13 protein-coding genes are annotated in these 14,415 nt (G+C 68.2%); 6 read left to right on the forward strand and 7 right to left on the reverse strand.

The window, feature by feature from the left end; all coding sequences use genetic code 11:
* Positions 1 to 15: 15 nt before the first annotated feature.
* From AC5P6S_RS14885 to AC5P6S_RS14895, 3 genes are read left to right on the forward strand one after another with little or no spacing between them, the layout of a single operon-like run.
* Positions 16 to 744: an SEL1-like repeat protein gene (locus AC5P6S_RS14885; protein WP_111193565.1), complete on the forward strand. Its 729-nt coding sequence runs from the start codon at positions 16 to 18 to the stop codon at positions 742 to 744.
* Positions 745 to 784: 40 nt separating this feature from the next.
* Complete coding sequence (locus AC5P6S_RS14890) at positions 785 to 1,102, forward strand: hypothetical protein (RefSeq protein ID WP_111174128.1); 318 nt, start codon at positions 785 to 787, stop codon at positions 1,100 to 1,102.
* Positions 1,103 to 1,111: 9 nt separating this feature from the next.
* Positions 1,112 to 1,732, forward strand: coding sequence for a thymidine kinase (locus tag AC5P6S_RS14895; RefSeq protein ID WP_005407490.1), 621 nt, complete (start codon positions 1,112 to 1,114; stop codon positions 1,730 to 1,732).
* Between the two features lie 548 nt (positions 1,733 to 2,280).
* Here the strand turns inward: AC5P6S_RS14895 and AC5P6S_RS14900 are convergent.
* From AC5P6S_RS14900 to AC5P6S_RS14915, 4 genes are all read right to left on the reverse strand, one after another.
* Positions 2,281 to 3,885: an OpgD/OpgG family glucan biosynthesis protein gene (locus tag AC5P6S_RS14900; protein WP_012478684.1), complete on the reverse strand. Its 1,605-nt coding sequence runs from the start codon at positions 3,883 to 3,885 to the stop codon at positions 2,281 to 2,283.
* 106 nt (positions 3,886 to 3,991) lie between these two features.
* Positions 3,992 to 4,804, reverse strand: coding sequence for a bifunctional DNA-formamidopyrimidine glycosylase/DNA-(apurinic or apyrimidinic site) lyase (gene mutM, locus AC5P6S_RS14905; protein WP_414498323.1), 813 nt, complete (start codon positions 4,802 to 4,804; stop codon positions 3,992 to 3,994).
* Between the two features lie 19 nt (positions 4,805 to 4,823).
* A complete protein-coding gene (locus tag AC5P6S_RS14910; RefSeq protein ID WP_005411812.1) occupies positions 4,824 to 5,156 on the reverse strand; it encodes an EF-hand domain-containing protein in 333 nt (110 codons plus the stop codon).
* Positions 5,153 to 6,355: a DesA family fatty acid desaturase gene (locus AC5P6S_RS14915; protein WP_065183481.1), complete on the reverse strand. Its 1,203-nt coding sequence runs from the start codon at positions 6,353 to 6,355 to the stop codon at positions 5,153 to 5,155. Before AC5P6S_RS14915 ends, AC5P6S_RS14910 begins: the two co-directional genes overlap by 4 nt.
* A 151-nt stretch (positions 6,356 to 6,506) precedes the next feature.
* On the opposite strand from AC5P6S_RS14915, the gene AC5P6S_RS14920 reads away from it, so the two are divergent.
* Positions 6,507 to 7,328, forward strand: coding sequence for an ABC transporter ATP-binding protein (locus tag AC5P6S_RS14920; RefSeq protein WP_495204654.1), 822 nt, complete (start codon positions 6,507 to 6,509; stop codon positions 7,326 to 7,328).
* Between the two features lie 183 nt (positions 7,329 to 7,511).
* Here the strand turns inward: AC5P6S_RS14920 and AC5P6S_RS14925 are convergent, their stop codons facing one another.
* Together AC5P6S_RS14925 and AC5P6S_RS14930 are read right to left on the reverse strand one after the other, a co-directional pair.
* Complete coding sequence (locus AC5P6S_RS14925; protein WP_012478681.1) at positions 7,512 to 8,714, reverse strand: DUF4785 domain-containing protein; 1,203 nt, start codon at positions 8,712 to 8,714, stop codon at positions 7,512 to 7,514.
* An 11-nt stretch (positions 8,715 to 8,725) separates the two neighbouring features.
* Positions 8,726 to 9,604: a lipase family protein gene (locus tag AC5P6S_RS14930; RefSeq protein ID WP_005407483.1), complete on the reverse strand. Its 879-nt coding sequence runs from the start codon at positions 9,602 to 9,604 to the stop codon at positions 8,726 to 8,728.
* 263 nt (positions 9,605 to 9,867) lie between these two features.
* Here AC5P6S_RS14930 and AC5P6S_RS14935 point away from each other — a divergent pair, with 263 nt between their 5' ends.
* Positions 9,868 to 10,707, forward strand: a complete 840-nt coding sequence (locus tag AC5P6S_RS14935; RefSeq protein WP_005411807.1) for an acid phosphatase — start codon at positions 9,868 to 9,870, stop codon at positions 10,705 to 10,707.
* 111 nt (positions 10,708 to 10,818) lie between these two features.
* Here the strand turns inward: AC5P6S_RS14935 and AC5P6S_RS14940 are convergent, their stop codons facing one another.
* On the reverse strand, positions 10,819 to 13,089 hold the full coding sequence (locus AC5P6S_RS14940) for a TonB-dependent receptor (RefSeq protein ID WP_012478680.1): 2,271 nt from the start codon (positions 13,087 to 13,089) through the stop codon (positions 10,819 to 10,821).
* 157 nt (positions 13,090 to 13,246) lie between these two features.
* On the opposite strand from AC5P6S_RS14940, the gene AC5P6S_RS14945 reads away from it, so the two are divergent.
* Positions 13,247 to 14,263 (forward strand): TIGR00266 family protein, encoded by a 1,017-nt coding sequence (locus tag AC5P6S_RS14945; RefSeq protein ID WP_005407480.1) that lies wholly within the window; start codon positions 13,247 to 13,249, stop codon positions 14,261 to 14,263.
* Positions 14,264 to 14,415: the final 152 nt, after the last annotated feature.

Consider the following 14,415-nt stretch of genomic DNA (forward strand, 5'->3'; position numbering starts at 1 on the left):
ACTGGAGCCAGGTGCATGCGCCCGACCGCCTTTGCCGCCCTGCTGGGCACCCTGCTGTTGCTGCTGGCGCCGTTGGCTGCCCGCAGTGCGGACTGCGCGCCCGATGCTGGCGCATCGTTGCGGTCGGCGCTGATGACCCCGGGCTTCCTGCAGGCTCATCCTGACCTGCACTGGCGCGAGCTGGGCCTGCAGTCGTGGCGCCAGGGCCGGCCCGATCATGCGCTGGTGCGTTTCAAGCGGGCGGCCGCGCACGCCGACAAGCTGTCGCAGTCGCTGGTCGCGCGCATGTACCAGGAAGGCACGGGTACCGCCCCTGATCCGGTGCTGGCCTACATCTGGATGGACCTGGCCGCCGAACGCGGCTACCGCGACCTGCTGCTGGAGCGCGAGCGCTACTGGAACCGCCTGGATGCCGCGCAGCGGCAACGGGTGCTCGCCGAAGGAACGGCGCTGTATGCGGCCTACGGCGATGCCACGGCCAAGCCGCGCATGGAGGCTGCCATGCGCGTGGACCGCAGCCGCATGACCGGCAGCCGTACCGGCTGGGTCAGCTCGATGCTGCAGGTGGAGCTGTCCGACGGCCCCGAAGCCGGCTGGCCGACCCGCGGCGATGACTATTATCGGGATGCGTACTGGGACCCTGCAGCGTACTGGTGCATGCAGGACCGCATCTGGGAACAGGAGTTCCGCGGCCGCAGCGTCGAGGTCGGCCCACTCAGCCCCGTGGGAGGCGCGGGGCGCTGACGTTCGTATTCCATGGTCATTGCCAGGAGGGCGATCAAGTATGAAAGCGAAGCACGCTCCACGCTTCTGCCTGCTGCTGGGCCTGTCGATGGCCGCTGCCGTGACCGCCAGGGAATGCCCGGTGGAGGCCCCGCGGCAGATCCCGCCTACCGTCCTGACCGGAGGCTTCTTCGATGCCCATCCGGACCTGTTCTGGCGCAGCATCGTGACGCCGGGCAGCATCGTCTACGACAACGACTACTGGCGCGCCGCCGACTACTGGTGCCTGCAGGACAACTACTGGCGCCCCGCGCTGACCCCCAGCGTCGAGATAGGACGGCCGGACGCGGTCCGCGACGACAAGGCGGTGGACGACTAGAATTGGCCGATGGCCAAGCTCTATTTCTACTATTCGGCGATGAACGCCGGCAAGACCACGACCCTGCTGCAGAGCGCGCACAACTACCGCGAACGCGGCATGCGGGTGGCGATCCTGACCCCGCGCCTGGATGATCGTGCCGGCGCCGGCGTGGTGGCCTCGCGTATCGGCCTGCGTGCGGACGGCATGGCCTTCGACCGTGACACCGACCTGCAGCACTGGGTCGAACAGGACCTGGCCGCCAACGGCCCGATGGGCTGCGTGCTGGTGGATGAAGCGCAGTTCCTCACGCGCGCCCAGGTCTGGCAGCTCAGCGAGGTGGTCGACCAGCTGCGCATTCCGGTGCTGTGCTACGGCCTGCGCACCGATTTCCGCGGCGAGCTGTTCGAGGGCAGCCAGTACCTGCTGGCCTGGGCCGACGAGATGCAGGAGATCAAGACCATCTGCCACAGCGGGAAGAAGGCGACGATGACCGTGCGCGTGGACGAGCATGGCCATGCGGTGAAGGATGGCCCGCAGGTGGAGATCGGTGGCAACGACCGCTACGTGTCGGTCAGCCGTGCCGAGTTCAAGAAGATCACCCGCGGTGAGGGGCGGATCGATCCGGCGCAGGCGCCCCTGCCGCTGTAAGGGGGGGGTCTTGTGCAGGGCTTGCAGCCCTGCACCCGCGGTAGTGCCGGCCGCTGGCCGGCAACAGCAACAGCAACAGCAAGAGCTGGCATTGCGTGTGATGGCGGGGCGGTGTCGGACTGCGGGGACGCTGCAAGTACGTCCTTGTAAGCTTGGCAGCCGCATCCATGCGGCTGACACCCCGCACTCCGACACCGCCCCACCTCTGACAGAATCCCGCAGCTGTTGGTGGGTGCCGACCGTTGGTCGGCACATCTGTCAGATATCGAAATTCATCTATCGAAATTCATCTGGGGTCAGAGCCCGTTGCGCAGCAACGGGATCCGACCCCGTGCTCCGACAGATCGCGGAGGTCTGTCGAAGGCGGGGTGGGTCCGGTGGCGGGAGTGTCCGCGGCATGGATGCCGCGGCCAAGCCCCCATGGACGGGTTTACGGCGTCTCCCGCCACCGGACCCACCCCGCCTCCCCACAGGAAACCAGCTTCTGCCGTTGCTTCGGCTCTGGCCTCTGCAGGTGCAGGGCTGCAAGCCCTGCAATCCCAAACCACTCAGTACAGCGTGCGCTCCGGCGCACCCGCCGGCGGCGGGGTGTACTGGTACAGCCAGGTCTCGGTCAGGGTCTTGCCGCCACTGCGCAGGAACAGGCGGATGTCGATCTGCTCGGTACTGCCCTCCGGCGGCACCAGGTCGAACATCGCGCGGTAGCCGTTGATCTCGCGCAGCGGACGCGCCGACACGATCTCGACCCGGCCGCGGCTGGCTTCCACCACCGCCTCGACCTCGCCCTTGTCGATCAGCCTGGCCAGCTCGCCACCTTCGAAGTCCACCGCGAAGCGCCAGCTGAAGTACTCGCGCTTCTTGCCGACCACGCCACCCAGGCCGGTGCGGCTGGCCACGCAGTGCGCCAGCGGCGGCCGTGCCGGCGGTTCGGCACCCCAGTACAGGCGGTAGCCGACCAGCAGTTCCTGGCCCGGCTGCGGTTTTTCCTTCGGGTTCCAGAACGCCACGATGTTGTCGAAGGTTTCATCCACGGTGGGGATCTCCACCAGCTGCACCGAGCCCTCGCCCCATTCGCCCTTCGGCTCCACCCACAGGCACGGGCGCTTCTCGTAGAACACGCCGTCGTCCTGGTAATGGTCGAAGTTGCGGTCGCGCTGCAGCAGGCCGAAGCCGCGGGGGTTGCGGTCCACGAACATGTTGAAGCGCAGGTTGCGCGGGTTCAGCAGCGGCCTCCAGATCCATTCGCCGGCACCGGTCCACAGCGACAGGCCGTCGGTGTCGTGGATCTCCGGGCGCCAGTCCCAGGCCATGCGGCGGTCGTTCTCGCCCACCTGGTACATGCTGGTGCACGGGGCGATGCCCAACCGCTCGATCGCCTTGCGCGGGTACAGCGCGCTGTCGATGTCCATCAGCAGCACGTCGCCATTGGTGATCGCGAAGCGATAGGCGCCGGCCACGCTGGGCGAATCCAGCAGGCCGTAGACCACGATCGTGTCCGAATCAGCCGAGGGTTGTTCCAGGTAATAGGCGATGAAGTCCGGGAATTCCTCCGGCTTGCCCATGCCGGTATCGATTGCCAGGCCACGCGCGGACTGGCCGTACTGGCCTTCCTTGCCGACCGCGCGGAAGTAGCTGGCGCCGAGGAAGGCGGCGAAATCGCGATCGGTGTCCTTGCGGGTGTTCAGGCGGAAACCGGCGAAGCCGAGATCGGCCGGCAGCTCGCCGTCCTTGATGCCGCTCTTGCCGTAGTTGAAGGCCGCGCCGTCATAGGCCAGCTCCTGCGCCTTGCCGTCGACCACGTCGAACATGCGCACCGGCGAATGGAAGTACAGGCCCAGGTGGAAGAACTTGGCCTGGAACTTGCCCGGCTGGTCGGCCCACAGCGCATGGTCCTGGCGGTAACCGATCGACTGGTACTGGTCCCAGTCCAGCCCTTCCAGGCGGCCCGGCAGCACCCGCTTGTGGCTCTTGTAGGGCGCCTGTGCCAGCGCGCGCGCCTGGCCCTTCAGGGTGGCGAAGTCGAACGGCTGCGGTTGGCCGAGGCGGCGCAGGCCCATCTGGCCGCTCCTGCTGGCCGCGCACGCGGGCAGGGACGGCAGGCCGAATGCAGCCAGGGCGAGGGAGGCATTGCGGATGAAGTCGCGTCGTTGCATGCAGGCGCGTCAGGCACAGAGGGGAAGGTCGGCCATCATAGGCAGACAAACGTTAACGGGCAGCGGAGACGTGCCCTGCCCGTTCAGCTGCCGCTGGCCACCTGCCTCAGCGCTGGCAGTGGCTGCACCAGACGCTGGCGCGCTGGCCGATGGTGGCGTGCTTCAACGCGCGGCCACAGTTCGGGCAGGGCAGCCCGTCACGGCCGTACACCAGCAGTTCCTGCTCGAAGTAGCCCGGCGCGCCATCGGGGCTGATGAAGTCACGCAGGGTGGTGCCACCACGGGTGATGGCGTAGCCGAGGATCTCCTTCACCGCATCGGCCAGCCGCTGGTAGCGCTCGCGCGAGATCTTCCCGGCCTCGCGCAGCGGGCTGATGCCGGCCTTGAACAGGCTCTCGGCGGCGTAGATGTTGCCCACGCCCACCACCACCGCCTGGTCCATCAGGAAGGTCTTCACCGGCGCGCTGCGGCCACGGCTGCGGGCGAACAGGTAGTCCCCCTCGAAGGCATCGTCCAGCGGCTCCGGGCCCAGCCCCTGCAGCAGCGGGTGGACTTCGCCGGCCGGCTGCCACAGCAGGCTGCCGAAGCGGCGCGGGTCGTTGAAGCGCAGCAGGCGGCCGTTGTCCAGGCTGATATCCACATGGTCGTGCGCGCGCAGCGGGGTGTCGCCGGGCAGCACGCGCAGGCTGCCGGACATGCCCAGGTGCAGCACGGCGCTGCCGATGGCGGTGTCCAGCAGCAGGTACTTGGCGCGACGGCGGATGTCCTCGATGCGCTGCCCCGGCAGCAGCTCGGCCACTTCCGGCGGAATCGGCCAGCGCAGGTCGGCGCGGCGCAGGATCACGCCATGCACGCGGCGGCCCTGCAGGTGCGGCGCCAGGCCGCGGCGGGTGGTTTCGACTTCGGGCAGTTCAGGCATGAACCGATTCTACGCCCGCTCAGCGTGGCGGCGCCGCCAGTTCACGGGCATCCAGGACGCCATCACCGTTGGCATCCTGCTTGTGGAAGCGCTGCACGATCACCTGCCGCTGCTGCTCGCGGCGGATCGCCCTGCCCTTGCCACCGGGCAGCTCCTCGGCGCTCAGCACGCCATCGCCATTGCGGTCCATGCGGTCGAAGGCATACAGCATCCACTGCACGTACTCGGCCTCGCTGACCTTGCCGTCGCCATCGCTGTCCATCCGCTGCAGGTAGCTGGTGGTATCGGTGACCTGGGCCAGCGCCGCACCCGGCAGCAGCACCGCCAGCAGAACGCCGTACCCTGCCCTCACGCGCCCACCAGGCTGTAGCCCTTCAATCGCGCAGCGTAGGCCTGCAGCGCCGCGATTCCGCTTTCCTCAGCCTCGCGGCACCAGGCCTGCAGCTGGTGCAGGCGCTCGGCGGCGTCGTGGCCTCGGGCTTCCAGCAACGCGGCCAATCGCGCGCGGTACTCGACCAGGGTGCGGATGCGCGGGCGCTGTGCCACCCATGCGCTGAGCTGGGCACGACTGTCCGGCTTCAGCCAGCGGCCATCGTTGACCAGGCCACGGCGCAGCCGGCGCGGCAGCAGGCGCCGCAGCTTGGCCCCAGCGTGGGCGGCTTCCTCGCGCAGGGCCGGCATGAACACGTTGCGCTGGTAGTCGGTCATCGCCTGGAAGCGGTGCGAGAGCAGCGCCTTCAGGGTCTCGGCATCGGGCACGGCGATGTTCGGGCGTACGTCCATGGCCGGTGCAACGCGAAGCACCTTGGCCAGGCGCAGCGCCTGCAGCAGGCGGATCGCACTCCAGCCGATGTCGAATTCCCAGCGCCGCATCGCAAAGCGCGCCGAACTGGGGAAGGCATGATGGTTGTTGTGCAGCTCCTCACCACCGATCCAGAACCCCCACGGCGTCAGGTTCGTGGAGGTATCGGCCGATTCGTAGTTGCGGTAGCCCCACCAGTGGCCCAGGCCATTGACCACGCCCGCGGCCCAGAACGGGATCCACGCCATCTGGATCGCCCACAGGGCCACGCCGGGCAGGCCGAACAGCACGCTGTTGATCGCCAGCAGCAGCACCGGGCCCAGCGTGGCGTGCGGGGTATACAGGTGGCGCTCGATCGCATCATCCGGGGTGCCGCGCCCGTACTGCTCGATGTCCGCGCGCATGCCGCGTGCCTCCCGGTACAGCTCCACGCCATGCCAGAACACCGTGCCGATGCCGCGGGTGACCGGGCTGTGCGGGTCGTCCTCGGTCTCCACCTTGGCGTGGTGCTTGCGGTGGATGGCCACCCACTCGCGGGTGATCATCGAGGTGGTCAGCCACAGCCAGAAACGGAACACGTGGGCCAGCGCCGGGTGGAAATCGACGCCGCGATGGGCCTGGCTGCGGTGCAGGTACAGGGTCACCGAGAAGATGGTGATCTGGGTGAAGACCAGCAGCACGCCCAGCATGGCCCACCAGCCGAGGCCGAGCACACCACCGGTCAACAGGGACATCAGGGCATCGGGCATGGCGGCTCTCCGTATCGACGCGGGGATGGCAGACATCATGGGCGCTTGCGTTGCAAACTGCATCCCTGCGGCGGTGATTGCCACCGTCATCCGTGGCACCGTTCACAGTTGGGGACCTGAGTTGTCGAGCCTTGATCCACGCGCCAGCACCATGACCGCCGCCCCGCCCCTAGCGGAGCTGCCCCCCTTGATCGAACTGGACCGCGCCACCGTGGTGCGCGGCCAGGTGAAGGTGCTGCACGGGCTCAGCCTGCGCATTGCGCAGGGCCAGCACACCGCCCTGCTCGGCCCCAACGGCTGCGGCAAGTCGACCTTCATCAAGCTGATCACCCGCGAACTGTATCCCCTTGCACAGGGAGACGGCTCGGTGGCGGTGAAGGTGCTGGGCCAGAACCGCTGGCAGGTGGACCGGCTGCGTTCGCAGCTGGGCATCGTCACCGGCGACCTCAGCAGCAACCTGGCCGACATGCCCGGGCTGACCGTGGAACAGGCGGTGCTGTCCGGCTTCTTCGCCAGCTACGTGGTGCCGGCCTTCCGCGAAGTGACCGCCGACATGCGCACGCGCGTCGGCGAGACACTGGCGATGACCGGCGCCCTGTCCCTGCGCGAACGCGCCTATGCCGAGCTGTCGGCCGGCGAGACCCGCCGCGTGCTGATCGCCCGCGCGCTGGTCAATCGGCCGCAGGCACTGCTGCTGGACGAACCCTCCACCGGGCTGGACCTGGTCGCCCGCGAGCAGCTGGTGGCGACCATGCGGGTGCTCGCCCAACAGGGCATCACCCTGGTGCTGGTGACCCACCACATCGAAGAGATCATTCCCGAGATCGAACGCGTGGTGCTGCTGCGCGACGGCCGTGTGCTGGCTGATGGCACCCGCGCCGAACTGCTGCGCAGCGCGCCGCTGTCGGCGGTGTTCGGTGGCCCGATCACCGTGTGCGAGCAGGAAGGCCGGCTGACCGCGTACGCGGGGTGAGGCGGAGCCCTCGGGGGAAACAAGGAGCCTGGAAACCGACAGGCCTGGGAGACCGACTCTACCCCGTCGTGGTGTCATTCCCGTCGTGATGTCATTCCCGCCGTCACGCCATTCCCGTCGCGATGCCATTCCGTCGCCATGCCGGTGCAGCGGGCCGGATGTTCCGGCCCGCCACCGCCTTGCTCAGAACCTCAACGCCAGCGCGCGTGACTCGATCGGTGCCATCCGGCTCTGATCCTGCAGCTGCAGGTCGCGCAGCTCATACGGCGCACCGAAACCGGCCGGCAATGCGGCCTGGTCGAACGGCAGCACCAGCTGGCCACGCCCCGGACCATCGAACCACGCGGCCGCATGCGCCTGCGCGACCGGCTTCAGCTGGCCATCGCGGCCGGTGGCATACAGCGTGCCACGCGCCTCGTAGCGGCCAGCGGCGGCTACCTGCAATGGCAGTGCGACCTGTCGACTGGCCGGGTCCGGCGCCGCCTGGCCACTGAAGCGCGCGGTCGGACGCGCCACCGCGAAGGCGACCTTGCCATCGCGCAACACACCATCGGCCTGGGCGAACACCTGCAGCTCCCACAACCCCTGCGCGTTGCCGACATCAGCCGGAATCCGCACCTGCGCACGCAGGGCACCATCGGTGGTGCGCAGCAGGCGCTGCGGCCAGCTGCGGCCGTCCGGCGCAACCAGCAACGCTTCACCGCCCAGGCTGCTGCGGCGTGAGGCCAGCGTTGCGGGAGTAGCGCCGTCTTCCAGCAGGCGCGCCTGCAGCTGCAGGTTGCCACCGGCCAGCACCTGCCCTTGGTTGGCCTGCACCTCCAGCCGCAGCGGACTGTTCGGCTCCAGTACCTGCACCACGTAGCGGCCCTGTGCCTGCGCGCTCTGCAGCGTGTACGCACCGGCCGCACTGGTCGCGCCGGTACGCAGCATGCTGCTGCCATCACTCACCGGCATACCGGCCTCCTGCAGCGCGCGCGCGTCGACACTGCGGGCCACGCTGCTGCGGCCTGCCGGGTCGCGCACCTGCAGCGAGTTGGCCGGCACTGCACGCGCGCCTTCTGCCGGGCTCAGCTGGATCACCGCATCGGCGGCCGTCAGCGGTAGATCGAGGCCGCGCTGCAGTTGCGTGCCATCGACCTGCTGCCAGTAGCTGCGGCTGACCGAGGCATACGGAGTCGCCGCCTGCAACGATTGCGCCGGGTCCAAGGCCCAGGCGAAGGACAGCGGTGCGCGTTCGCTGTCATCGGCCGGCAACGGCGCGGCAACCAGCGCCGCGGGCACCTGGTCGCCTGCGCGGGCGGCCTGCAGCGGCTGCGCGGCCTGCGCTGCGGAAAGGGACAGTGCTGCCAGCACGGCGCCGGCCAGCAGGGTGGATTGAATCGTCATGGTCGTCTCCCTCACTGGGTCAGGTCGTTGCGCAGCAGGGTGCCGAGGCCGAAGCACTCGCGGCGGCTCTGGTTGTGGCTGAGCGGTTCTGCGCCCTGGGTACGCGCCTTGTCGGTGAACCAGGTGGTGCCGGCGGCCTTCTGGCTGCTGCACTCCAGGAAGCCATCGGAGCAGGACGACAGCCAGTTCTGGGTGAACTCCAGGCCGACGTTGGCGGCATAGCCGCCGCAGTAACTGTTGCTGTCCCACACCGCCGATTCCACGTCGCTACCGACCACCGCGCGGAACGGCTTGGGCAGCGCTGGGCGACCGGCCGTGCCATACAGGTTCTGCGCGTTGTAGGTGGCCATGCTCGCCACCTGCTGCTGGCGCACCGCGTCGTTCTTGTAGCCCAGCAGCCAGCCCAGCGAGGTTTCAAAGGTGTTGCCGTTGAGTACCGCATCGGCCAACGGCGTACCCGCCGAGGAAGGTGCCAGCGCGGTGACCTTGCGCACCGTGCGGATGATCTTCGGATAGCGGCTGTCGTAGGTCGGGTTGGACAGGATCCAGCGCACCACATTGCCGCCGTTGGAATGGGTGATCACCACCAGCTGGGTGATGCCACGGCTGTCGATGAAGCTGGTCAGCTGGTTGGCCAGGCAACCGGCAGCTTCGGGCTTCCACATGTACTGGGTGAAGTCACAGTTGATGACCACGTAGTTGCTGCTGTTCGGCAGGCCCTGGCGCACGGTGTCGATGATCGCCGGCTGCCAGTAGTCCTGGGTGGCGTTGGTCTGCGCGCCGGTGCCATGCACGAAGGCCACGCCGACCACGTCGGCGGCCTGCGCCGGCGCTGTTGCAAGCCCGAGGAGCAGGGCCAGGACGGTACTTCCTGTTGCGGTGCTGCGCATCGCTTCTCTCCCTCTGTCTTCGGATCCCCCCCGACCCGGCTGGAACTGGACGGCCCTGGCGCTTGCCGTTGTGCCGATGCTCGCGGTGCAGCGGCGTGAAAGTCCGTGCGCTGCGCCCGGAATCAGGAGACTGACGTCAAACGATGACGCTTTTCATATCGCGACAATGACCATGCCGGGTCTGGCCGTATGACCGATGGCCACTGCAGTGTCGTATGGGGGCTGCGATCATGGCGCGTTGTTTTCTCTCCCGGAGCCTGTCCATGTCGCTGATTTCCCACCCTGCCCGCCCGCTGCTCGGCCTTGCCGTCGTCGCGGCCCTGGCCGGTTGTGCCGCCACCGCCACCAAGCCGACCGCCGTCGAAGCCAACATCACCACCAAGGCGGTGGGCTATCTGGACAAGAGCGCGGTTCCGGCCAGCCTCGACCTGGTACCGGCACCACCGGTGGCCGGTTCGGCCGCGCTCGCCCTGGACGAGCAGGTCAGCCGTGAAGCCCGCGCGCTGCGTGGCAGCCCGCGCTTCGCCCAGGCCGGTGTCGATGCGGAACTCGGTTTCCCCGAAGGCGCCAACCACTTCTCCTGCGCCGCCGACATCGACGTCGATGCGGTGAAGACCCCGGCGCTGTATCGCCTGCTGGAGCGCAGCCGGATCGACGCCAGTGCGGCGACCAAGGCGGCCAAGAACCACTACCAGCGCCCGCGCCCGTTCATGGTCAATGGTGAACCGACCTGCTCGCCGAAGGACGAGGAAGGCCTGCGCAAGAACGGTTCCTACCCGTCCGGCCACACCTCGATCGGTTGGGCCTGGGCACTGATCCTGTCCGAGATCGCGCCGGACCGCGCCGATGCCATCCAGGCCCGTGGCCGCAACTACGGCGAGAGCCGCCTGGTCTGCAACGTGCACTGGCAGAGCGACATCCTCGAAGGCCGCTTCATGGGCGCCGCCGCGGTGGCCCGCCTGCACGACAACGCTGCATTCAACAAGGACCTGCTGGCCGCACGCAAGGAAATCGCGGCCGCACGCAAGGCCGGCCTGCACTCCAGCCGCGATTGCACTACCGAGAACGCGGTGCTGAAGGTGCGCCCGCAGAGCGCGCTGTAAGCGCGCGCCGGATCACTCGTTGCCGGCCAGCGGCCGGCACTACAATGGGCGTAAGGAAAAAGGGCCGGCATTGCGCCGGCCCTTTTTCATTGCATCAACGCAGCCACCGCATCAGAACTTCGCGGTGAACTCCACGCCCCAGGTACGCGGCTCGTTGAGGAAGCCGGTCAGGTTGTTGAAGTCGATCGCGCCGACCACGCGGGTCTGGTTGGTCAGGTTGCGGCCGAACACGGCCACGTCGTACTGGCCGTAATCCCAGTTGTAGCCCAGGCGCAGGCCGCCTTCCAGCGAACTACGGCCGCGGAATTCCGGCGACTCGTAGATGAAGAAGTTCACCGCACTGCGGTAGGCCCAATCGGTGTAGGCGTACAGCTCGCTGCCATCGCTGAGCGGGAAGCCCACGCGCAGGGTCGCGTTGTGGATCCACTTCGGCGCCTGCGGCAGCGGGTTGCCGTTCACCAGCGCATAGGTCTGGCCGTTGATCACCGTGGTCGGGTCGTTGATGGTGCAGCCACCGCCGCAGATCGCCACCGCCAGATCCTTGTCCTTGATCTCGGTGTCGTTGTAGCTGCTGCCGAAGGTCAGCAGGACGTTGTCGGCCAGGTAGGCTTCCAGGTCCAGTTCCACGCCCTGGCCGATGGTCTTGTCGGCGTTGAGCAGGGTGGCGGTGTTGTTGCTGCCACCCACCGCGATCAGCTGCTGGCCATCGACGTTGTAGCGGAACACGCTCAGGCCCAGGCGCGCGCGGCGCTCGAACAGGTCGGCCTTGATGCCGGCTTCATACGAGAGGACCTTCTCCGAGTCGGCCTGCGACAGGCCCGGCGCGAAGGCTAGGCGGCCCTGGATCGACGGTGCGCGGAAACCCTTGGCCACGCGGGCGTAGGCGTTGATGTCGTCGGTCAGCTTGTAGACGCCGCTGACATCCCAGCTGACGTCGTTGACGTCGGTGTTGGCCAGGTACGGGCCGCTGACCGGGGTGCCGAACGGAACGGCCTGCAGCACGCTGGCGCTGAAGTCCTTCTTGTCCTGGGTGTAGCGCACGCCGGCGCGCAGCTTGAAGCGATCGGTGACATCGAAGTCGCCCGAAGCGAACACCGCCCACGCCTTGTTGCGCTGGTTCTGCACCACGTGGCCGGTCTGTGGATTGCCCGGGGTCAGCGAGTCGTAGTTGAAGTTGTTGATGGTCACGTCTTCATCGAAGTAGAAGACGCCGGCCTGCCAGTCGAAGCGGCCCCACTCGTTGGACTCGATCCGCACTTCCTGCGTCCACTGGCGGTGGTGCGGCAGGCCGTCGGCCGACTCCGACGAGAATGGAATCAGGCCCGGGCCGTAGTTGCCGGCACCGAGGAAGGCCGCACCGTAGCCGCCGTCGATGTCGCCACGGTTGAGCGATTCGGCGGTCTCGTAGCCGGTGATCGAATGCAACGTCACCGAGCCGAGGTTCCACTGCAGGCGCGCGCTGCCGCCCCAGGTTTCCAGGTCGGAGAAGTTGACGCCGTCGTTGGCCACCTTGTCGCGGTCGAAGTTCTCGACCAGCGAATTGCCACCCTTCTGGATGATGTTGGCGCGGAACAGGCGGGCGGTGCCGTTGAGCTTGCGCTTGTGCAGGTTGAACAGCGCTTCGAAGTCGTCGCCTTCGTACAGGAACTGCACGCGGCCGGCGGCTTCGTCATAGCCTTCGAAACCACTGTTGGGGGCACCGGCGCGGGTGTTGTCGACCCAGTCATCGCGGCGCTGGTAGATCGCCGAGACACGTGCCGACCAGCGGTCGGTCAGCGGGCCGCCGTAGGCGCCCTGCACGTTCCAGCTGTTGTAGCTGCCGTAGCCCACGCGCACGTAGCCGTCGGCATCCTGCGACGGTCGCGCCGAATCGAACTTGACCACGCCGGCCGGGGTGTTGCGGCCGAACAGCGTGCCCTGCGGGCCACGCAGCACTTCCACGTTGGCCAGGTCGAACAGCGGGAAGCCCTTCAGCAGCGGGCTTTCCTGCACCACGTCGTCATACACCAGCGACACCGGCTGCGAAGCATTGAGGTCGAAATCGGTGTTGCCCAGGCCGCGGATGTAGAAGCGCGGGAAGGCACGGCCGTAGGACGACTCGATGTTGAGGCTGGGCACGCGCGCGGCCAGGAAGCGGATGTCATCGCCGGCCGAGCCGAGCACATCCAGCTTCTCGCCCTGGATCGCGCTCAGTGCGACCGGTACGTCCTTGGCGTTCTCGACGCGGCGCTGCGCGGTCACCTGCAGGGCATCGAGGGCAACCGGATCCTTGGCGGCGGGGGTTTCCTGAGCGGCTGCTACCAGCGGCAGCAGGGCGGAAAGAGCGGCAACGAGGGGGCGCGCGACCGGAAGGCGGCCACGGGAAGTACGGGTCGGGGACATGGCGGTAGGCTGTGTTTGGAGGGGTGGTAAAACGGCGCTACCAGATAATTGTTGCAATACAGCACCTACGCCGCAAATGCCCGCCGTTCATGGCCCCGTCGCCGGCGCCCCGGGCGCTCGCTAGACTCGGGGTTTCCAACGCGACGGACCCGCCGCCATGACCCAGTGGTACTTCCATGCCTCCGCCCAGGCCGAGCGCATCGGCCCGCTTGATGACGAGGCCGCGCGCCGCTACGCGCAGGCCAATCCGCGCGCGCTGGCCTGGTGCCAGGGCATGAGCGGGTGGACACCGATCGCCGAGGTGGCCGAGCTGCAGGCGGTGGCCCCGGGCATGCCCAACACCCCACCGCCGGTCCCCGTCGGCGCCAGCGGCCGCGCCGACGACATCGAGTTCCGCATCGTCGGCCATGAAATGCAGTTCGTGGAGATCGAGCTCGACCCCGGCGAGAGCGCCATCGCCGAGGCCGGCGCATTGATGTTCAAGGACGCCACGGTACAGATGGACACGGTGTTCGGCGCCGCCAACGGCGACCAGGGCGGCGGCTTCATGGGCAAGGTGATGGCCGCCGGCAAGCGCGTGCTGACCGGCGAGAGCCTGTTCGCCACCGTCTACACGCAGAGCGGGCACGGCAAGGGCAAGGTCGCCTTCGCCGCGCCCTACCCGGGCACGGTGCTGGCGATGAAACTGGACCAGCACGGCGGCCGCCTGATCTGCCAGAAGGACAGCTTCCTGGCCGGTGCGCGCGGCGTGCAGATCGGCGTGCAGTTCCAGCGCAAGATCATGACCGGCCTGTTCGGTGGTGAGGGTTTCATCATGCAGAAGCTGGAAGGCGACGGCTGGGTGTTCATCCACGCCGGCGGCTGTGTGGTGGAACGCGAGCTGGCTGCCGGCGAGCGCCTGGACGTGGATACCGGCTGCGTGGTGGCCTACCACCCGACCGTGGACATGGACGTGCGCCGTGTTGCGGGCATCAAGAGCATGCTGTTCGGCGGCGAGGGCGTGTTCCTGGCCACGCTGACCGGCCCAGGCAAGGTCTGGCTGCAGTCGCTGCCGTTCTCGCGCCTGGCTGGCCGCATGTGGATGGCCGCGCCGCAGGGCGGTGGCCAGAACCGCGGCGAGGGTTCGGTATTGGGCGGCCTGGGCCGGATGCTGGACGGCGACAACCGCTTCTGACCGCCTCCGGTCGTGCCGGCCGCTGGCCGGCAGCCCCATGGACCTTGGCACGCATCCCGGTAGTGCCGGCCGCTGGCCGGCAACCCCATGGACCTTGGAGCGCATCCCGGTAGTGCCGGCCGCTGGCCGGCAACCCCATGGACCTTGGCGCG

The sequence above is a fragment of the Stenotrophomonas sp. YJH_SMC_119 genome (assembly GCF_059368315.1).